The sequence below is a fragment of the Trinickia dinghuensis genome, from assembly GCF_003367175.1.
Taxonomy (GTDB): domain Bacteria; phylum Pseudomonadota; class Gammaproteobacteria; order Burkholderiales; family Burkholderiaceae; genus Trinickia; species Trinickia dinghuensis.
The window spans coordinates 40476-60099 of record NZ_QRGA01000018.1 but is presented as its reverse complement, the minus strand read 5'-3'; the positions used below and the strand labels follow the sequence as shown (position 1 = coordinate 60099).

The 19624-nt window shown below is 59.5% G+C and carries 16 protein-coding genes and 1 tRNA gene; 10 read left to right on the top strand and 7 right to left on the bottom strand.

The window, feature by feature from the left end; genetic code table 11:
• Positions 1-16 precede the first annotated feature (16 nt).
• Together DWV00_RS27300 and gcvA are read right to left on the bottom strand one after the other, a co-directional pair.
• Entirely contained in the window at positions 17-916 is a 900-nt protein-coding gene (locus DWV00_RS27300) for a PadR family transcriptional regulator (protein ID WP_115536751.1), read from the bottom strand.
• A 392-nt stretch (positions 917-1308) separates the two neighbouring features.
• Positions 1309-2199: a transcriptional regulator GcvA gene (gene gcvA / locus DWV00_RS27295; RefSeq protein ID WP_115536750.1), complete on the bottom strand. Its 891-nt coding sequence runs from the start codon at positions 2197-2199 to the stop codon at positions 1309-1311.
• Between the two features lie 110 nt (positions 2200-2309).
• Here gcvA and DWV00_RS27290 point away from each other — a divergent pair, with 110 nt between their 5' ends.
• The 9 genes from DWV00_RS27290 to DWV00_RS27245 all read left to right on the top strand — a co-directional run bounded on the left by DWV00_RS27290 (position 2310) and on the right by DWV00_RS27245 (position 15410).
• On the top strand, positions 2310-3176 hold the full coding sequence (locus tag DWV00_RS27290; protein WP_115536749.1) for a transketolase: 867 nt from the start codon (positions 2310-2312) through the stop codon (positions 3174-3176).
• Entirely contained in the window at positions 3173-4174 is a 1002-nt protein-coding gene (locus DWV00_RS27285; protein WP_115536748.1) for a transketolase family protein, read from the top strand. The genes DWV00_RS27290 and DWV00_RS27285 overlap by 4 nt, the downstream gene beginning before the upstream one ends.
• 56 nt (positions 4175-4230) lie before the next feature.
• The gene (locus DWV00_RS27280; RefSeq protein ID WP_115536747.1) at positions 4231-4995 is read left to right on the top strand and encodes an SDR family NAD(P)-dependent oxidoreductase; all 765 of its coding nucleotides are present in this window, start codon (positions 4231-4233) and stop codon (positions 4993-4995) included.
• Positions 4996-5095: 100 nt separating this feature from the next.
• The gene (locus DWV00_RS27275) at positions 5096-6139 is read left to right on the top strand and encodes a TRAP transporter substrate-binding protein (protein WP_115536857.1); all 1044 of its coding nucleotides are present in this window, start codon (positions 5096-5098) and stop codon (positions 6137-6139) included.
• On the top strand, positions 6136-7992 hold the full coding sequence (locus tag DWV00_RS27270) for a TRAP transporter large permease (protein WP_115536746.1): 1857 nt from the start codon (positions 6136-6138) through the stop codon (positions 7990-7992). The genes DWV00_RS27275 and DWV00_RS27270 overlap by 4 nt, the downstream gene beginning before the upstream one ends.
• Positions 7993-8095: 103 nt before the next feature.
• Positions 8096-10084, top strand: coding sequence for a transketolase (gene tkt, locus DWV00_RS27265; RefSeq protein ID WP_115536745.1), 1989 nt, complete (start codon positions 8096-8098; stop codon positions 10082-10084).
• A gap of 19 nt (positions 10085-10103) precedes the next feature.
• Positions 10104-11057 carry a D-2-hydroxyacid dehydrogenase gene (locus tag DWV00_RS27260; protein ID WP_115536744.1) on the top strand — a complete coding sequence of 318 codons (954 nt, stop codon included), beginning with the start codon at positions 10104-10106 and terminating at the stop codon, positions 11055-11057.
• A gap of 176 nt (positions 11058-11233) precedes the next feature.
• On the top strand, positions 11234-12130 hold the full coding sequence (locus DWV00_RS27255) for a hypothetical protein (RefSeq protein ID WP_115536743.1): 897 nt from the start codon (positions 11234-11236) through the stop codon (positions 12128-12130).
• A gap of 604 nt (positions 12131-12734) precedes the next feature.
• Positions 12735-15410, top strand: a complete 2676-nt coding sequence (locus DWV00_RS27245; RefSeq protein WP_115536741.1) for a type I restriction endonuclease — start codon at positions 12735-12737, stop codon at positions 15408-15410.
• Between the two features lie 671 nt (positions 15411-16081).
• On the opposite strand, the gene DWV00_RS27240 is transcribed toward DWV00_RS27245, so the two are convergent.
• The 5 genes from DWV00_RS27240 to DWV00_RS27220 form a co-directional block, all read right to left on the bottom strand.
• Positions 16082-16408, bottom strand: coding sequence for a type II toxin-antitoxin system Phd/YefM family antitoxin (locus tag DWV00_RS27240; protein WP_115536740.1), 327 nt, complete (start codon positions 16406-16408; stop codon positions 16082-16084).
• A 100-nt stretch (positions 16409-16508) separates the two neighbouring features.
• A tRNA-Val gene (locus tag DWV00_RS27235) sits at positions 16509-16583 on the bottom strand.
• A 48-nt stretch (positions 16584-16631) separates the two neighbouring features.
• Positions 16632-17390 carry a DNA polymerase III subunit epsilon gene (gene dnaQ / locus DWV00_RS27230; RefSeq protein ID WP_115536739.1) on the bottom strand — a complete coding sequence of 253 codons (759 nt, stop codon included), beginning with the start codon at positions 17388-17390 and terminating at the stop codon, positions 16632-16634.
• A gap of 11 nt (positions 17391-17401) precedes the next feature.
• A complete protein-coding gene (gene rnhA, locus DWV00_RS27225) occupies positions 17402-17857 on the bottom strand; it encodes a ribonuclease HI (RefSeq protein WP_115536738.1) in 456 nt (151 codons plus the stop codon).
• Between the two features lies 1 nt (position 17858).
• Positions 17859-18704, bottom strand: a complete 846-nt coding sequence (locus DWV00_RS27220; RefSeq protein WP_115536737.1) for a methyltransferase domain-containing protein — start codon at positions 18702-18704, stop codon at positions 17859-17861.
• 19 nt (positions 18705-18723) lie between these two features.
• On the opposite strand from DWV00_RS27220, the gene gloB reads away from it, so the two are divergent.
• Positions 18724-19515, top strand: coding sequence for a hydroxyacylglutathione hydrolase (gene gloB / locus DWV00_RS27215; RefSeq protein WP_115536736.1), 792 nt, complete (start codon positions 18724-18726; stop codon positions 19513-19515).
• Positions 19516-19624: the final 109 nt, after the last annotated feature.

Sequence of the window (19624 nt, the reverse complement as noted above, 5' to 3'; positions counted from 1 at the left end):
TGAGCCCTCTCGGGCGTTACACCTTCGCGCCTTCGGGGGCAGGGCCCGCGGCCGGCTTGCCTTCGATTTCCGCGGCGGCGCGCAGCAGGATTTCGGCGACGCGCTGCTGTTCGTTTTCATCGGCATCGATTCGGCGCAGAAGCGCCAGCTTCAGTGCGTACTTCGCTTGATGCAGCTTCGGGTGCCAACCGGCGTCGCGACCGGCCTCGTCATTGTCGTTGTCCTCGGTTTCGGCCGCGTAGGCGCGCCGCATCGCTTCCATCTTGTGTGCGACGAAGCTGAGCTTGGCGAGAATCATGTCGACCTGATCCCGGTTTGCGGCCAAGTGCTCGCGGCCGGCGTCCGAAATCTCGTAGCGCTTGCGGTTGCCTTCTTGCTGAACCGTGACGAAACCGAGTTCCTCGAGATAGGTCAACGCAGGGTAGACCATGCCGGGGCTCGGCGCATAGAAGCCGTTCGAACGCGTTTCCAGCGCCTTGATCAATTCGTAGCCGTGGCGCGGCGCCTCGGCGATCAGCGAGAGCAGCATCAGCTGCAAATCGTCGCCGCTGAATTTGCGGCCGCGCGTGAAGTTGTCGTCGTCGCCGAAACCGTGATCGCCGCGGCCGCCGCCGCCCCAGAACGGACCGCCGCCGCCGTGGCGATGGCGATGCCGGCCGATCGCATGCCAGAGATCGTGAAGGAACGAGGGTTCGCCGCGCCGCTCGGGGTGGCCGCGGAAATGATCGTGGCCGTGGTGATGACCCTGGCTGTGGCTCTGCCGTGCGTCGTCGGTTCTGTCGCGACGACGGCCGTACCAATGCCCGTAGTCGGGGCCCGATTCGGTTGCCTGCGCTTGTGGGTAAGCCTGCCCGTGCCCGCGGTGACGCTCGAGCAGCCAGGATTCGCGTTGAAAGTCGTGAAAGCGGTGTCGCATGGGGGACCCCCAGAAGAGTGAATGTGTATCTAAAGATATATATCTAAAGATACAAAGTCAAGTGACTCAATCATCTGATTAATTACGCGGGCATGGCGTCATAGGAATGCTCGTTGCGGACATAGGAGGGCGACGCATCGTTCACCCACGACCAAAAAGGGGCCGTGTTCATGCACAACAAGCGGCTTCAGTACACGGTTGGCGGGTTGGCGGAGATGGATCGGCAGCGGAGCAGTTGAGCGAGCAGAAGAGGGCGACGCTCGATGAGATGAAGCGGAGGTTGCGGTCGGATCGGACGCATGATCCGGAGACCGGGGCTGAGCTTGGAGAAGGGGAGCCGGGGGCGGATGAGGCGGTGGAGTAGATGAGCTACAGACGGCGGTATGCCAGTTCTATTTCTCCAGTTCGGCGAAGAGCCAATCCTGAAAGCTGCGCAGCTTCGGCAAATCGGCGCGCGATTTAAGCAAGTTCAGCGTATAGCCGTGCACCTTCAATCCTTCCACACCTAGAGGCGCCACCAGCCGCCCCGACTCGAGTTCGCGCCGCGCGAGCAACAGACTCTCCAGACACACCCCCAAACCGTCCACGGCGGCGCCGATCGACATGAACGAGCGATCGAATCGAGGGCCGCGCGTGATATCGAGCGGTATTTTGCGATGAAGCCTCATCCAGTCCCGCCATCCCACCAGGCAGCCTTCGCTGTGAATGAGCGTGTGCTCGCGCAAGTCGGCGACACGGCCGATCGGATGCGGACCGTGGGCCAACTCGGGCGCGCACAGCGGCACCACGGTTTCCGGCGGCAGTTCGAGCACCATCGTGCCGGGCGGCTGCAGCTTGCGCGCGCCGTAGCGAATGTCGACGTCAACGCTCTCGGAGACGAGATCGACGGCGCCGGACGATGCGTTGAGCCGCACGTCTATATCGGGATGCTGCGAACTGAACCGTGCGATACGCGGCATCAACCATTGCGTCGCGAAACTCGGCGTGCAGTGGATCGTGAGGATATCGCTTTTCGCCACGCGCCCGATTTCGCGGGTCGCCTGTTCGATGCGCGTAAAGGCCGCCGTGATTTCCTCAGCATAGTGCCGGCCCGAATCGGTCAAGATCGCCGCGCGATGCACGCGATGGAACAACTTGATGTTCAGTTGATCCTCGAGAAGCTTGATCTGATGACTGATTGCGGACGGCGTCACGAAAAGTTCCTCGGCTGCAAGCGCAAAAGACGACAGCCGGGCGGCGGCCTCGAAAGCCTGAATCGACTTGAGCGTGATGCGATTGTGCATTGCAGCGTCTACATGAATTGAATTCACCGATAGGCCCATCGTAATTCGTTTGAGCGCAGCAGTTCAAGGCATTACGCTTTGTTTCACTGACGACGGCAAAAACGGAGGACATGGTGACAAGCAGCGACAGCGGGCGTCACGCCCATCTTGCGCAGTGCGCGAAGCGCATCCGGCGCAATGCGTTGCGGATGGGAGAAGTGCAAGGGCAGGGCTATATCGCGCAAGCGCTCGATATTGCGGATGTGCTGGCCGTCGCGTACTGCGACGCGCTCAAACTCATGCCGGAAGACCCCGAATGGGAGGGGCGCGACCGCTTTCTGCTCTCCAACGGTCACTACGCCATTGCGCTGTATGCCGCGTTGATCGAGGCCGGCGTGATTCCCGAAGCCGAATTGGAGACTTACGGCAGCGACGACAGCCGCTTGCCGATGTCGGGTATGGCGAGCTACACACCTGGCATGGAGATGTCCGGCGGCTCGCTCGGACAGGGCCTGACGATCGCGGTCGGCCGCTGTCTAGGCCTCAAGCGCAAGGGCTCCGACGCGTTTGTGTACACGCTGTTTTCCGACGGCGAGCTCGATGAGGGGGCCGTTTGGGAGGCGCTCATGTCGGCCGCCCACTGGAAGCTCGATAACCTGATCGGTATCGTCGACGTCAACAACCAGCAGGCGGACGGTCCGTCGGCGCAAGTCATGTCGTTCGAGCCGCTCGTCGAGAAGCTCCAAGCGTTCGGATGGTACGTCCAGCGCGTGGACGGCAACGACCTCGCAGCCGTGGTGTCCGCATTCGACGCTGCGCGCGCCCACTCCGGGTCCTGCCCGCGAATGATCGTTTGCGATACGAAGATGGGGTGCGGCGTTCCCTTCCTGGAAGCGCGCGAAAAGAATCACTTCATTCGCGTGGAGCCTCACGAATGGCAACTCGCACTCGAAGCACTCGAAGCATCGGATGCGCACGACGCAGGGAGCCGCACATGAGCACGAACGCATCATCGAAGCCTCGTCTGAAGACGTCCGCGATGATCGCCTCGATCGCCGGCGAAGGACAAAAGACGCGTTCGGCCCCGTTCGGTCACGCGCTGGTGGAACTGGCACGCGAGCGAAGCGATGTGGTCGGCATGACGGCCGACCTCGGCAAGTACACCGATTTGCATCTTTTTGCCAAGGCATACCCCGAGCGCTTCTACCAGATGGGGATGGCCGAGCAGCTGCTGTTCGGCGCCGCCGCCGGCATGGCGCACGAAGGTGCGCTGCCGTTCGTGACGACCTACGCCGTATTCGCGGCGCGCCGAGCTTACGACTTCATCCATCAGGCGATTGCCGAGGACAACCTCGACGTCAAGATCGCTTGTGCGTTGCCCGGCTTGACGACGGGATATGGACCCAGCCACCAGGCCGCCGAGGACTTGGCGCTGTTCCGAGCGATGCCGAACCTCACCGTCATCGATCCTTGCGATGCGCTCGAAATCGAGCAGATGGTGCCGGCGATGGCCCGTCACCGCGGCCCTGTCTATGCGCGTCTGCTGCGCGGCAACGTTCCCGTGGTGCTCGACGAATACGGCTACCGCTTCGAAATCGGTCGGGCAAAGATGCTGCGCGACGGTGCCGACGTGCTGATCATCTCGTCGGGAATCATGACGATGCGCGCGCTCGAAGTGGCGAAGGCGCTCGAACTCGATCGGATCGGCGTAGGGGTATTGCACGTGCCGACGATCAAGCCGCTCGACACCGTGACCATTCTGCGTGAGGCCAAGCGTAACGCTCGCCTGGTCGTCGTCGCCGAGAATCATACGGTGATCGGCGGGCTCGGCGAAGCCGTTGCCGCGCTGCTGATCGGCAACGGCGTCACGCCGCCGTTTCGGCAAATCGGCTTGCCCGATGCATTCCTCGACGCCGGCGCGCTGCCGACGTTGCACGACCGTTACAAGATCTCGACGTCGGCGATCAGCGAGACGATCAAAGTCTGGCTTCGCTAGCCCCAGCACGCTCAACGATCCATTCAATTACCCATTACGTTACTTAGGAGAACTACATGTCAGAAACTCATCTGCTCGATGGCAAGGTGGCTGTCATCTCGGGTGCGGCTTCGCCGCGCGGCATCGGTCTGGCCACTGCGCGCATGTTCGCGCGTCATGGCGCCCGCGTCGCCATCCTCGATCTGAACGAGGCGGATGCCTCCGCCGCGGCGGCCTCGCTCGGCGCGGCACATCGCGGCTATGCCTGCGACGTGACGGATCGCGATGCATGCCAGGCAACGATCGAGCGGATCGTCCGCGAGTTCGACCGGATCGACGTGCTCGTCAACAACGCCGGCATCACGCAGCCGGCCAAGTTGCTCGATATCGACGCGGCAGGTTGGGACCGCATCCTGGACGTCAATCTGCGCGGCGTGCTTTATCTCTCGCAGGCCGTGCTGCCGCAGATGAAAAAGCAGCGGTCCGGTTCGATTGCGTGCATGTCCTCGGTGTCGGCGCAGCGCGGCGGCGGGATTTTAGGCGGTCCGCACTATTCGGCGGCGAAAGCGGGTGTGCTCGGATTGGCAAAAGCGATGGCTCGTGAATTCGGCATCGACGGTATCCGCGTCAATTGCGTGACCCCGGGCCTGATCCAGACCGACATCAACGCCGGGAAGATCAGCGACGAGAAACGGGCGGAAATCCTCACGGGCATTCCGCTCAATCGTCTGGGTGGGGTCGACGACGTCGCGGGGGCGTTCCTTTTCCTCGCGTCGGATCTGTCTTCGTACATCACGGGCGCGGTGATCGACGTGAACGGCGGCATGCTCATTCACGGCTGAGCGATCGGATCGGAGGCAGACGATCGGCGCGCTCGGCTGCGCGCCACGGTTTCGACGAACAACTAGAAAAACGACCCACACCATCATGGAGGAGCAGATCATGACGACGAATTCGAACACGAAGAGCCGTATGGACCGACGCACGTTTCTGAAAGCAGGAGCAGCGCTGTCGGTCGCTGCACCGCTTTGGGGCGTCGCGCGCCGCGCATCGGCAGCGCCGCAGTTTTCGTACAAGCTGGCGACGGGACAAGATCCCACCCACCCGGTCAACGTCCGAGCCAAGCAAGCCGCGGATCGGATCTTGGCCGCATCGGGCGGGCGGCTGGAAATCAAAGTCTTCCCGAGCAATCAGCTCGGCTCCGACACGGATTTGCTGTCGCAGATTCGCAATGGCGGCGTCGAGTTCATCAACATGGCTGCCTCCGTCATGTCGACGCTCGTGCCGGCGGCCGGCATCGCGAATACAGGCTTCGCATTCCCCGACTACGATCATGTCTGGAAGGCCATGGACGGCGAATTGGGCAAGTACATTCGCGGCCAGATCGACAAAGTCGGAATGTTGACCATGTCGCGTCCGTGGGACAACGGATTTCGGCAGATCACGTCGTCGACGAAGGCCATTCGGACGCCCGACGATCTGCGCGGATTCAAGATCCGGGTTCCGGTCGCGCCGATGATGATTTCTCTGTTTCGCTCGCTGCAAGCCGGTCCGACGCCGATCAATTTCAACGAACTCTATTCCGCGCTGCAAACCCACCTCGTCGACGGCCAGGAAAACCCGCTGCCGATCATCGCCACGGCCAAGCTCTACGAGGTGCAGAAATACGTGAGTCTGACCAGCCACGTATGGGATACCTACTGGATTCTCGGCAATCCGGCCGCATTCAAACGCTTGCCGCCCGACATCCAATCGATCGTGCAGCACGAGTTCGACCGTGCCGCGCTCGAGGAGCGCGCCGATATCGCAAGCTTGAACGACACGCTCAAGCAGAATCTCTCGTCGAAGGGGCTGCAGTTGCTCGACGTCGACAAGCAAGCCTTTCGCGATCAACTGCGCAAGACGAGCTTCTACAAGGATTGGCGGACGAAGTTCGGCGATCAAGCGTGGGCGCTGCTGCAAAACACGACGGGAGCGCTGGCATGAGCGGGACACTGTCGTTAGGCGAGCATCGTCCTCCCTTATGGCAGGTACGGTGCGATACCGCGCTCGGCTGGATCGTCGAATTGCCCGCGGCGCTCATTGTGCTGGCCGAGGTCGTCGTCTTGCTGGCCGGCGTCATTTCACGCTTCGTGTTCGACTATCCGCTCGTCTGGAGCGACGAGTTGGCCTCCATTCTCTTCCTGTGGCTCGCGATGCTCGGTTCGGCCGTGGCGTTGCGCCGAGGCGATCACATGAGGATGACGGTGCTCGCCCAGCGTCTGCAGCCGGCCTGGCGTGCATATGCCGAAGCGCTCGCCGTCGGAGCGCCGTGTCTGTTCCTCGCCGTCATGCTCGGGCCGTCGATCAACTACGCGCAAGATCAGTGGGTCGTGCAGACGCCGGTCATGGGGATTCCGGACACGATCCGAGTCGCGGCCGTCCCCGTCGGAAGCGTCCTGATGCTCGCGATCTGCTGCACGCAACTCGCGCGTCATCGGCTGCGCGAATTGGTGTGTGCGCTCGGCACGCTGGCGGCGATTGCGCTCGCGCTCTATTTCGCGCGGAACTGGATATGGGGGATCGGCAATTGGAGCCTCGTGATTTTCTTCGGCGTATTGCTGGCAGCCGGTGTGCTCGGCGGCCTGCCGATCGCATTTTGCTTCGGGCTCTCGACGGTTGCCTGTCTGCTCAGCACCACGACCACTCCGCTTGCGGTCATCACGGGGCAGATGAATGAAGGAATGAGTTCGCTCGTGTTGCTGGCGGTGCCGCTATTCGTGTTGCTCGGGCAACTGATCGTGATGACGCGGATGGCGAATGCGATGGTTGCATTTCTCGCTGCTTTGCTCGGACACGTCAAAGGTGGCCTGTCGTTCGTGTTGATCGGCGCGATGGTTCTGGTCTCGGGCATTTCCGGTGCCAAGACGGCCGATATGGCCGCTGTCGCCCCGGTGCTCTTTCCCGAGATGAAAAAGCGTGGGATCCCGGAAGGTGAACTCGTTTCGCTGCTCGCCGCTTGCGGCGCGATGGCGGAGACGATTCCTCCGTCGCTCGTGCTGATCATCATCGGCTCCGTGACCGGTGTGTCGATCGCCGCGCTGTTCACGGGCGGCTTGCTGCCCGGCCTCGTGCTGGCCGTAGCGCTCGGGGTGATTGCGCGCAAGCGCACAGGGGACCTAGCCGGGAAGGCGGAGCGTGCAAGCGCGAAGACGGTGCTGAAAACCTTTGTGGTGGCGTTGCCCGCGTTGGTGCTGCCTGTGCTGATCCGCTTCGTCGTGGCGGACGGCGTGGCCACGGCCACCGAGGTGTCGACGATCGGGATTGCCTATACGGTCGTGGTCGGCTTGCTCGTCTACCGTCATTTCGATTGGCGCCGTATTTATCCGATGCTCGTGGAAACCGCGTCGCTGTCGGGGGCGATCTTGCTGATCATCGGGGCCGCGACGGCGATGGCCTGGGCGCTCACGCAAGCCAGCTTTTCGCAGGCGCTGGCGCAGGCAATGGGGCACATGCCGGGTGGCGCTTGGGGCTTCTTGTTCATCTCCGTCATCGCCTTCATCGTATTGGGTAGCGTGCTCGAAGGTATTCCCGCGATGGTCCTGTTCGGTTCGCTGCTCTTTCCGATGGCACGTCAGGCTGGAATCCACGAGGTGCATTACGCGATCACCGTGATCCTCGCGATGGGCATCGGCTTGTTCACGCCGCCGTTTGGTTTGGGCTACTACGCCGCGTGCACGATCGGACGCGTCGATCCCAATGCGGGATTGCGGCGGATTTGGCCGTACTTGGGCGCCCTGGCGGTCGGACTTGCCGCGGTCGCGGCAATCCCTTGGATTTCCACGGGCTTCTTGAGCTGAATGGGCGGCGCGTTCCGCTCGCATCGATCCCTTTCCTTTTCCTTTTCCCTCACATTGCCGGCGGCGGCCCTGATTCAGGGCCGCGCGGAGGATGCTTTTTGCTATGTCGACCATGGACACCCCCTCTTTGCCCAACGCGATCCGCTTTCTTGCCATCGACGCTATATTGCGTGCCGGCGAGGGGCACCAGGGCGTACCGCTCGGAATGGCCGAAGTCGCGACGGCTTTGTTCACACGCCATTTGAAATTCAACTCGGGCGAACCCACTTGGCCCGATCGCGATCGATTCGTCCTGTCGAACGGCCATGGTTCGATGCTGCTGTATGCGTTGCTGTACTTGACCGGTTACGAAAGGGTGGGGCTAGAGCAGATCCGATCCTTCCGTGAGCTGGGCGCGCATTGCGCCGGCCATCCCGAATACGACCCCGCCTCAGGCATCGAGGTGACGACGGGTCCGCTCGGTCAAGGTATCGCGAACGCGTGCGGCATGGCGATTGCCGAAGCCTACCTGGCGGCCAAGTTCGGTAGCGGTATCGTCGACCATTACACCTATGCGTTCGTGGGCGACGGTTGCCTGCAGGAGGGTATCGGCCAGGAAATGATTTCGCTCGCGGGCCATTTGCAACTGGGCAAGCTGATCTTGTGCTGGGACGACAACCGCATCACCGACGACGGCAGCACGGCGCTGTCGATCAGCGAGGACGTCGGCGAGCGATTTCGCGTCGCGGGCTGGCACGTGCAAGAGGTGGACGGTCACGACGTCGACGCCGTTTCCGCCGCGCTGACGCTGGCGCGCAAAGACGCGAGGCCATCGATGATCGCCTGCCGGACCGTCATCGGCCGCGGTATCGCACGCCTGGAAGGTCAGCGCGGTGGACATAGCGGGCGCCTGTTTCCATCGGATGCCGATGAAGCGAGGACTCGGCTCGATTGGGCGCATGCCGAATTCGAGGTGCCGCCGGCCGTGCTCGACGCGTGGCGCGCGGCAGGGCGGCGCGGCGAGACCGAATACCTTCAATGGCAGGCGCGCGTGGATGCACTGCCCGAAGCCGATCGTGCCGAGTTCGAACGCATTCAGGCTGGCGTATTGCCCGACGATTGGCGAGAGGTACTCCATGCCTATCGCCGCCGCGCGATTGAAAGCGCCGAGGCGGTGCCGGGCATCATGATTTCGGCCGACATCAACGATGCGCTTACACGCTGCCTACCCGAGCGAATCGTGGGTTGCGCCGATCTCGAGGCGCCGACGGGGCACAAGCGCCAGTTGCAAGCGTTCACCGCGCACGATCGCGCTGGGGGCTACGTGCACTGCGGGGTGCGCGAACACCTGATGGGCGCGATGGCCAACGGCATGGCCGCGCATGGCGGCGTTATTCCGCTTGCCGTGACGTACCTCGCCTTTTCCGACTATGAGCGACCGGCGATGCGGATGGCGGCGCTGATGGGTTTGCCGGTGAAATTCGTCTTCAGTCACGACTCGATCGGCGTAGGCAAGAACGGTCCCACGCATCAGCCCGTCGAAATCCTCGCATCGTTGCGTGCGATGCCCAATATGCTCGTGATGAGGCCGGCCGACGCAGTCGAGGCCGCCGAATGCTGGGAGTTGGCGCTCGAGCATCGCACGGGGCCGAGCGCCTTGGTTTTTGCGCGCCAGGCGCTGCCGCCCGTGCGGCGCGAGCATGACGAGCGCAACCTTTGCCGGAGCGGCGCGTATGTGCTCGCCGAGGCCGAAGGCGGCCCGCGCCGCGTCACGCTGCTGGCCAGCGGCTCCGAAGTGACTGTCGCGCTGGAGGCGAGAGTGCGGTTGCAGGCGGCGGGTGTGGCGGCAGCGGTGGTCTCGATGCCCTGCTGGGAGCAATTCGATCTCCAAGATGCCGCGTATCGGGCAGCCGTGCTGGGCCCCGGCACCGTACGCGTCGCGGTCGAGGCGGCGGTCAGATTCGGCTGGGATCGGTATCTCGGCGAACGGGGCGGTTTCGTCGGCATGAACGGCTTCGGCGCATCGGGGCCGGCCGATGCGCTCTTCGAACACTTCGGCATCACGGCCAAGCATGTCGTGGCCGAAGCGATGCGTCTCATCAACTTAGGATGACCCATTGAATCAGCGCGCTATGCACAAGATCGTCTTTCTCGACCGCGCGACGCTCGCGCCTCAGATTCGGTTGCGCGTGCCGTCCTTCGCGCACGAGTGGATCGAATATGACCGCACGACGCCCGATCAGGTGGCCGAGCGGCTTGCGGGCGCCACGATCGCCATTACGAACAAGGTGGCGTTGCCCGGTGAAGTGCTGAAGATGCTGCCGAATCTCACGCTCGTTGCGGTGGCGGCGACCGGCACCGATTGCGTCGACAAGGCCGTGTGCCGGCAGATCGGCATCGTCGTGAGCAACATCCGCGGTTACGCTGCGAATACCGTTCCGGAGCACGCATTCGCGCTCATGCTGGCATTGCGCCGGAACCTCATCGCTTATCGCGAAGACGTATTGGCGGGCGAGTGGCAAAAGTCAGGGCAATTCTGCTTTTTCAACCATACGATCCGCGATCTTGCCGACGCGCGTCTCGGCATTATCGGAGAAGGCGTGCTCGGGCAGCGCGTGGCCGAGATCGGCAAGGCATTCGGGATGGTGCCGATGTTTGCGGCGCACAAGGGGCGCACGGGGCAGGGAGGGCTCTACACGCCGTGGGAGGACGTGCTTGCAACGAGCGACGTCATCACGCTGCATAGCCCGCTCACGGAACGGACGCGCAACATGTTGGCGCTTCCCGAGTTTCGTGCGATGGCGCGGCGGCCGTTGATCATCAATACGGGGCGGGGCGGCTTGGTCGACGAAGCCGATTTGGTCACGGCGCTCGACGAGGGACTCGTCAGCGGTGCGGGATTCGACGTCGCGGATGGCGAGCCGCCATCCATGGACAGTCCGCTCATGCGCGTGGCGTCGCGCCACAACGTGATCGTGACGCCGCACGTCGCGTGGGCCTCGAACGAAGCACAGCAAACGCTTGCCGATCAATTGATTGGGAACATCGAGTGGTTCGTCGAGGGGGCGCCGGTGAATGTTGTTTGAGCGGGGCCGCGTTGCCTCCAGCTTTTTTTGTGTTGCCGGGACTGATGATCGGTAGCGGGCCGCATCACGGTTCCCGCGTAGCGCGCTAGGGCGACTTGGTCCTAAATTTTTGCGAAGCTTATCGCGGATCGTTATCTGTTTGCTATGGTCCGGCCCACTGCTTTTGAAGTGGGCTTATGAAACCATTAACTGACGCGGATATTGAGGCGGAGCGGATGGATAAGACGATCGCGCCCACAGACCTCCGCGATTTCCTGGAATCGCTCGGCTGGCGGTATATCGAGCGAGCTTTAAGAGATCGCCGATATGTCTTCGAGAATGTCAGCTTTCCGCAGCGCCAACTCATGTTCCCGATGGACATTGCAGCACCGGACTACCAGGAGGCGACCTGCAGAGTGGTGCAGAAGCTTTCCGAAATGACGGGGCAGTCGAACGGATCAATCCTATCCAGAATGGGGACGTTCCGTGACGACGTGTTGCGCTTACGCGTTTTGGTCGAGGGCAATGATCGCGAACTCCCGCTGAGTTTTGCATCGCTGCTGATAAGCAGCACTGAAAAGCTGCTGAGGGCTGCGGCATATACGGCGCTTCGTCCTCAGATGCATCATTCGCGACTCGTCCTGAGCGAAGCCGCACAGTTCGTCGAACACGCGCGATTTGATCCGACGGAGGCCGGCAGCTTGGTCTTGCGCGTGGCATGTCCGATCAACGCAATGGAAGTACAGAGTGGGTTGCCGCTCGAAGCTAGCGACACACCGTTCGTGCGGCAGGTGATGCTCTCTTTGCAGCGCGCGTTGTCGGGACTTGCGACTGCGATCGAGGCGGACCGGCTGGATGACTTGGTGCACGTTCTGAAGTACTCGCAGGCACCGCTTATATCGTCAAATCTGTGCGAAGCGATCTGCGCGATGTACGACGATCGCATTGGAAACTCCTTAGACATTGGATTCGATTGGTCTGTCCTGCACAAGGTTGATGATCCGATGCTGACCAGGCCTATTCGCATACAGCACGGTGATTTTTTGCGTGTGGAGGAGCTTCGCCGAGAATTGCGCGTGGTCGAACGGGATTGAGTCGATACGTCTATCGGTATGGTGGAGAGGCTCGATGGAGACTTAGATGACGATGGCCGTCGGTCGGGCTGCGTTGTGTCGCTCTGTTGTTGCCTGAAGAAGGGGCACGCTGCCAAGGGCAGAAGGGGCTCGACGATCACATTCCGGCGTCGTTCGTCGATACTGCGTGTTCAATCAAGCACTCGCGGAAGGTCGATCGGTTGACTCGCTTCAAGATCGCAGGTGCTAAGGGGCGCGAGTTGAAGCTAACGCGTATGGGCGCTTGCTTGTGAGTGCGTCAATCTGAAGTTGATTCGATGCCGGTTGACTGTGCAGCGACGCGCTCCTCGATCGACCGCATCAAAAGTGTGTCGTTGCCGACGCGCTTGAGCGCGCACGGGTAGCGCACTGAGCGAGTTGGTCAATGAAGGCCGAGCGATCCATGGAGTGATGAACTACACGTCCACAAAGGATGTAGTGGCCGCGTACCATCGTATCGAGAAGACTCGACACGATGGTAGAGTTTATCGCAATATACTAACTTAACGCTATTGACCAACTGCCTCTCGTTGAGTGCACGGTTCACCGGTTCTAATGATTTTTAATTGTCACAGGCGGGGCTAAGATGCAGAAACTTCCCTCATTGGAAGAGTTGCTAACAGAATCCGATGTTGAGCAAAAGGTGTTGTTCCCGATGCTAACTGAGCCCCTGCCATACGGGCTAGGGATAGAGTCTTCGCATATTTTAACGAAGCATTCAACGCGACGATTGGAAATCGGAAAGGGTAAGGAGGCGAAGCTATATTTTCCGGATTATATCGTTATGAGTGATGGCCTGCCCGTACTAATTGTGGAGGCAAAGAAGCCGTCAGAGTCTGCGGAGGTTGGTTTTCGTGAGGCTCGTCTGTATGCAAATGAAATAAATGCAAAATATGAGGCGGAATTTAATCCAGTTAAATACATAATAAGTTCGAATGGTGCGGAATTGATGTATGGGGTGCCCGATTCCGAGCTGTTCGCCAAAGTGGAGCTTCCCGAGTTAACGGTTGGTCATCAGGCATACGCAGATCTTCAAAACTTGATTAATTCAGACTCACTGCAAAAGCACGCAAGCTCCCTTAATTATAAGAGAAAGCCAGATAAATATTGGAAGCCAAAAAAAATGCTGGGGGGAAATTCGGTCCAAAGCGAAGAAGTCGGCCAAAATACGTTTGGACTCACGCTATCCGCCGATTTTGGTTATATTTTTGCCCCCGAGACCACGGAAGACAAGGCGGAAATCGCAAGGAACGCGTATGTAGATTCGCGAGCGTCCATTCGGGCTGTCGAGCCGATTGATAAGATCATCCGTGCGGCCCGACCTCTTAGCGAAACGAGTGCAACTTTAATCAAAGAATCCGCAAATCCATCCGAGTTAATCGAGAAGTTGCGTACTGGCCTACGCCTTGAGCGGAAGATTCTACTTTTGATAGGTAGTGTTGGCTCGGGAAAGTCTACGTTTGTAGATCATCTGATCTACAAGGCGCTACCTCAAGATATCATCGATACCACGCTTTGGTGCCGAATTGATATGAATACGGCGCCTATATCGAGTGATGAAATATACAAATGGCTTCGAAGGCAGATTGCTGTCGGCTGCATGGGTAAATATCCGTCAGAGGATTTCGATAGCTTGGATGTAACCAAAAAAGTTTATTCGGTCGAATATAATAAATTTCAAAAAATAGATGGAAAATTGCTTCTCGATTCGGGGGATACTGTTGAATATAATCGTCGCCTAGTGCAGGCGATTGAGAAATGGCGTGCAGATGACGAAATTACGTCGCAGGCGATATCCAGGTATTGTTGTGGCGATCGTGGGAAATTGCTCATTATCGTTCTCGATAACTGCGATAAGCGTTCGCGCGATGAACAGTTGCTGATGTTCCAGGCGGCACAGTGGATCCAGAACGAATATCGCTCGCTTATCATTCTTCCGCTGCGCGAAGAAACTTTTGAGGCGCATCAGGATCAGCCGCCGCTTGATACGGCCTTGAAGGATTTAATATTCCGTATCGAGGCTCCGCTTTTTCAACATGTTCTTGTTAAGCGGGTGCAACTCGCACTGTCAAAGATGCGTGCTGATGTTGACAAAACGTTGCGCTACGATTTGCCGAATGGGTTTCATGTTGAATATCCGTATACTGATCAGGCCTTTTATCTGGCTTCTATTATTCGATCGCTTTTTGAGCACGATAGATTCATACGACGTATGATAACTGGCCTGTCTGGTAAAAATATTCGGAAGGCACTTGAGATATTTATTGATTTTTGCAATAGTGCGCATTTGGGCGAAGATGAAATATTTAAGATAAGAAAAAGTGAGGGGGCATATACATTGCCGCTCTACCTTGTAACTCGAATTCTCCTTAGGGGCAATTTGCGATATTACGATGGACAAAGCTCCTCCGTAAAAAATGTTTTTGATATATTTCATAAGGATAGTTCGCCATTTTATTTTACCAGGTTGCTTATTTTGCGGTGGCTAAGCGCGCGATTTTCTCAACCAGGACGGAATGGAGTTCGGGGGTACTTCCCCGTTAAGGAGCTGCGTGCCAATCTGATCGTATTGGGGGTGCCTGATTATTCATTTGATCGCGAACTCGATGTGTTGATCAAATCTCATTGCGTTTTATCCGAAAATTTGACGGTCGAAAAAGTCGATGAAGATGATCTAATTCGTCTGTCATCTGCGGGTTTCGTTCATCTTGAACTTCTAAGTAGCGTGGATTACTTGGCGACGATTGCAGAGGACACATGGATCGATGACGTAGATACCGCTAGGCGGATAGCTGATCGCATCGCTAGCTTGAATGAGCATTTCCACTTGAATACTCAAATTCACAATGCTCGCGATTTTGTGAATTATATTGCGAAAAAGCAAGGACAATTAAGGGATCAAATTTCGACGTATCGCCAAATCGATTCAGAGATGACGGACTTGATTGATATATCGGTAGCTCAACGAGGAATCGACGAGCTAATGAAGCATTCTATTCCGGAAGCTTGGAGAAAGCTAGAGCAGTTGCGTGATGATGGGGTCGTTATTTCTGGAAGGGTCGTGAATCGAACTCTGCTGCATGGCCTGTTTGTGGATCTAGGAAGCGGAATTACAGGTTTGCTGCATAAAAATCAGTTGCCCGATGATTATATCGATAGCGATGTGTACATGCCAAATGAAGTTATTGAAATGGCGATCAAGCGAGTTGATATATTTTCTCGAAAAATATGGCTCGAGTTGCCCCGCGCGCCTGCGGTCTAGGCAAGCAAGCTTTGTCTCAATAGTTTGGATTGGCATAAAAAAGCCCCGCTGAGAGCGGGGCTTTAAGTACAACGAGATCACTTTGTGCTTCTCAGAGTGATTAGCACATGATTCCTCCAGGTGCTTGACCATACCCACCGCTTTCGCAGGTGGGCACCATTGATACAACTTCGGATCCACAGATCCGTACAAGAAAGTGCGCAGGCGACTAAGGCCAGCGCTAAGAAAAACCGATTTGAGCGCCACCAACCCGGCGCTTGATGAGGCAAAGATACCTGAAGATGCCGATTAGTCAAGCGCTGGGTTAGTGGTAGTGCGGATTTGTTCCAAAATTTCCCACAATGTGGTTGTTAATTCTCGTCTTTTCTCAATGCGGAGAATTTTTCACTCGTCGCCACCGGTTCCAAGTCACAGCGGCGGGGGCAATGGAACTTTCTGCACTGCAGCATACGTTGCAAGTGTCTATGTTACACCATGCCGCGTCGCTCAGCAGGCCCTCTGCTCGACGCGAGAGGATGCGGCCAGCCTTGCTTGAGCGTCCCCAGGCAAGCCTAGCCTAACAATTTGGATAGCGCCAATCATCTTGGCCGGTGGCAGTGGCGTAGCGACTGCGTTGTGCGTGATTCATCATCGTGAACACACGAGGCCGAGCCGCTACCCTTCTGCCGCTGCTAGGTGCTCGTCCTTTGTGCAACCTTGTGGCTAGTTACCCCTGCGGCGTTGTTTTTCACCTTCTTCTTCTGCGTCATTATCACCAATTCCCTTACAAAGGTCCTGCTGGCCCTGAACTCAGCGATGGATTGGCGCAGTCGATCGGAGTTCGTTGGGGTGCTCAACAGGTGGAGGGTCTCCTGCAAGCTGTTGTAGTCCTCGAGCGACATCATGACGACATGTTCGCCACGCTGACGGGTAATCACCGTTGGTTCGTGGTTCTTGCACACCGCATCCAGGGCCTGCTCAAAGTCGGCTCGCGCCTGACTAAACGTCAGGATGTTCATATCTAGCTCTCGCTTGCTCAAATTCCGCGCGCAAAGAAAAAGGCCCTCGGCTAACGCCTGAGGGCCTTTGTTCTTCGGGCTTTCAACATACCCATGAATCTGGTGGGTAGTACTGGGATCGAACCAGTGACCCCTGCCGTGTGAAGGCAGTGCTCTACCGCTGAGCTAACCACCCGAAGAGCCTCGAATTATGTCAGATACTCGGCGGCTCGTAAAGCAGTTTTTATGCGACTTGCGCATTGGCTGCATCGGCGGCCGCTTCGGGAGCCGGTTCGCTGCGCCAGACGCTCGTTCCCTTGATCGCCTTGTCCAGCTCGTTGAGCACCGCCTCATGCGCCTGCAGCTCGGCCTCGTCAGCCGCCAGCACCGGCAAAGCCAGCCCCTCGAACGACACCGCCTTGCCCGCGGCCGCAGCCGCGGCCTGCTGCGCCGGCGCTTCGCCGAGCATGTCGATGACGAGGCTTTCCTGCCCGCGCGTCATCGCCAGATACACCTCGGCCAACAGCTCCGAGTCGAGCAGTGCCCCGTGCAGCGTCCGGTGCGCATTGCTGACACCGAAGCGATCGCACAGCGCATCCAGCGAATTACGCTTGCCGGGGAATATCGCCTTCGCCTGCACGAGCGTATCGATCACACCCGTGTAGTGCTCTTTAAACGGCGGCAAGCCGAGCCGCGCGAACTCCGCCTCGAGAAACCCCAAGTCGAACGGCGCGTTGTGGATGATCAACTCGGCGTCGCGGAAATAATCGCGCAACTGATCGGCGATCTCGGCGAACTTCGGCTTGTCGCTCAAGAACTCCGTCGTCAGCCCGTGCACGGCCAGCGCGCCCGGATCGCTGTCGCGCTCGGGGTTGATATAGAAGTGCAGGTTGTTGCCCGTGAGCCGGCGGTTCACGAGTTCGACACCGCCGATTTCGATGATCCGATCGCCCGTTCGTGGGTTAAGACCCGTGGTTTCCGTATCGAGAACGATTTGACGCATGTTCGTGTATCTCAGTTTTCCGTCAGCGCGCTGACGCCGCGGTTCGCGAGCGCATCGGCGCGCTCGTTTTCAGGATGGCCCGCATGGCCCTTGACCCAGCGCCACTCGAGCTGATGCTGCGACGCGAGTTCATCGAGACGCTTCCATAGATCGGCGTTCTTGACAGGCGTCTTCGCCGCGGTCATCCAGTTCTTTTTCTTCCAGCCGTGAATCCACTCGCTGATGCCTTTCTGCACGTACTGCGAGTCGGTATGGACGGTCGCCTTGCAAGGCCGCTTCAGCGCTTCGAGCGCGCCGATCACGGCCATCAGCTCCATCCGGTTGTTCGTCGTATTCGCTTCGCCGCCGAAGAGTTCCTTCTCTTGCGTGCCGAAACGAAGCAGGGCGCCCCATCCGCCGGGGCCCGGGTTGCCCTTGCAGGCACCGTCGGTAAAAATTTCGATGAACTCGGGCGTAGCTTCTGTCACGTCATATTCTCGGGTTAGGTGTTTTATGCGTCGCGGCGGGCGCGAGACCCGGAGCCAGCACGGGCTTTTTCGCCTTGATCGCGCCGACGAGCCGCATCCCGCGCACGCGCTTGACGGCCGTCACCATGTAGGCCGCGCCGAAAATAGGCCACCATCGATCGCCGGCCGCCTCCATGAAGGCGAACCGCGTCAGCCAGTTTTCGCGGGCGAGGGGCGGACGATAGCAGCCGAAGCGCCCGCGTTCAAGTTCGAATCCGAGCAGCTTGAGCCAGTCCTTGATCCGGTTGAAGGCGATCAGATCCTGCGCGGCCGGCACGAACGGCCGGCCCGTCATCTTGCCGAACGACTGGCGCGCACCCCACAAGCTCAGCGAATTGAATCCGAGGATCACGAGCTGGCCCTCCGGCATCAGCACCCGCTCGGCCTCGCGCAGGAGCCGGTGCGGATCGCGCGTAAACTCCAGCGTGTGCGGCATGACCAGCAGATCGACGCTCTGCGCCTCGAACGGCAAATCCAGTAAATCGCACCAGAGCGTCGTACGCGCGGCCGGCGCGTAGCGGCCATCAACCCCGGCGAGCCCCGGAAGCCCGGCCACATCGCCCTGACGCCGGCGCGGCGGGTACGTAAAAGGCGCGCTGGCCCCGCTGGCGGCGTCCAGAACGAGCGCGCGCGAGGGCATGCGGTTCTCGCGCAGCGCGTCGAGCTGCGGCAGGCCGAGCTGCAGCGCGTGGTAGCCGAACACGTTCGACACCACGCTGTCGAGCTGTGCCTGTTCCCAGTCGAGCACGTAGCGCCCCGGCGCCGAGGCCGTCCAGGCGGGCCAGTCTATAATCGTTCGATCAGACATCGTGATGGGTGCGTCGCCTATGAATACGCTCGAATACGTGCCGGTGCCGGCGTTTGCGGACAACTACATCTGGCTCGTATCGGACGGGCGCGATGCCGTCGCCGTCGACCCGGGCGAGGCCGCCCCGGTCAGGGCGTATCTCGCGAAACGGAACTGGCGACTCGCCGCTATTTTACTCACGCACCACCATGCCGACCACGTCGGCGGCGTCGCCGAGCTCATAGGCGATACCCGTATTCCCGTGTACGGCCCCGCCGCTGAAGCGATTCCCGTCGTCACGCATCCGCTCGCCGGCGGCGATCGCGTCCGGCTGCCGTCGCCGCATCTCGAATTGGACGTGCTCGACGTGCCCGGGCATACCCGCGGCCATATTGCCTATTTCCAAGCGGGGCAGGCGGGCGCCGCGCCACACGTCTTTTGCGGCGACACGCTGTTTGCCTGCGGCTGCGGCCGCCTGTTCGAGGGCACGCCGGCGCAGATGCTCACCTCGCTGGATGCACTCGCCGCATTGCCCGGCGAGACGCAAGTGCATTGCGCCCACGAATACACGCTCTCGAACATCCGTTTCGCGCTCGCCTGCGATCCGGAGAATGCGCGCCTGCGCGAATGGCACGACCAAGCCTCGGCGCTGCGCGAGCGCGACGTGCCCACGCTTCCTACGACGATTGCGCATGAGCGTGCCGTCAATCCGTTCCTTCGATCCGACGATTCCGCGGTTCAGCGTGTTCTCGCCGAACAGCTGCATGAAACGGTACCCGATCGGCTGACGTCCTTCACGCTGATGCGCGAATGGAAAAATCGTTTCCGCTGAGCGTGTTGCACGCGGCGCAATTTTCGTTCGATGGATCGGAGAAATGCGGCAAGTCTTGGATTTGACTGGTTTTTTTATCGTTTTCTGTTGACGCGGGCGGCTTGCTTTC

Coding starts and splice junctions, on each gene's coding strand:
- DWV00_RS27300 (WP_115536751.1), bottom strand. CDS start 916: ATGCGACACCGCTTTCACGACTTTCAACGCGAATCCTGGCTGCTCGAG.
- DWV00_RS27280 (WP_115536747.1), top strand. CDS start 4,231: ATGTCAGAAACTCATCTGCTCGATGGCAAGGTGGCTGTCATCTCGGGT.
- DWV00_RS27240 (WP_115536740.1), bottom strand. CDS start 16,408: ATGAACATCCTGACGTTTAGTCAGGCGCGAGCCGACTTTGAGCAGGCC.
- DWV00_RS27275 (WP_115536857.1), top strand. CDS start 5,096: ATGACGACGAATTCGAACACGAAGAGCCGTATGGACCGACGCACGTTT.
- DWV00_RS27285 (WP_115536748.1), top strand. CDS start 3,173: ATGAGCACGAACGCATCATCGAAGCCTCGTCTGAAGACGTCCGCGATG.
- DWV00_RS27255 (WP_115536743.1), top strand. CDS start 11,234: ATGAAACCATTAACTGACGCGGATATTGAGGCGGAGCGGATGGATAAG.
- DWV00_RS27245 (WP_115536741.1), top strand. CDS start 12,735: ATGCAGAAACTTCCCTCATTGGAAGAGTTGCTAACAGAATCCGATGTT.
- DWV00_RS27220 (WP_115536737.1), bottom strand. CDS start 18,704: ATGTCTGATCGAACGATTATAGACTGGCCCGCCTGGACGGCCTCGGCG.
- gcvA (WP_115536750.1), bottom strand. CDS start 2,199: ATGCACAATCGCATCACGCTCAAGTCGATTCAGGCTTTCGAGGCCGCC.
- DWV00_RS27290 (WP_115536749.1), top strand. CDS start 2,310: ATGGTGACAAGCAGCGACAGCGGGCGTCACGCCCATCTTGCGCAGTGC.
- DWV00_RS27270 (WP_115536746.1), top strand. CDS start 6,136: ATGAGCGGGACACTGTCGTTAGGCGAGCATCGTCCTCCCTTATGGCAG.
- tkt (WP_115536745.1), top strand. CDS start 8,096: ATGTCGACCATGGACACCCCCTCTTTGCCCAACGCGATCCGCTTTCTT.
- gloB (WP_115536736.1), top strand. CDS start 18,724: ATGAATACGCTCGAATACGTGCCGGTGCCGGCGTTTGCGGACAACTAC.
- dnaQ (WP_115536739.1), bottom strand. CDS start 17,390: ATGCGTCAAATCGTTCTCGATACGGAAACCACGGGTCTTAACCCACGA.
- DWV00_RS27260 (WP_115536744.1), top strand. CDS start 10,104: ATGCACAAGATCGTCTTTCTCGACCGCGCGACGCTCGCGCCTCAGATT.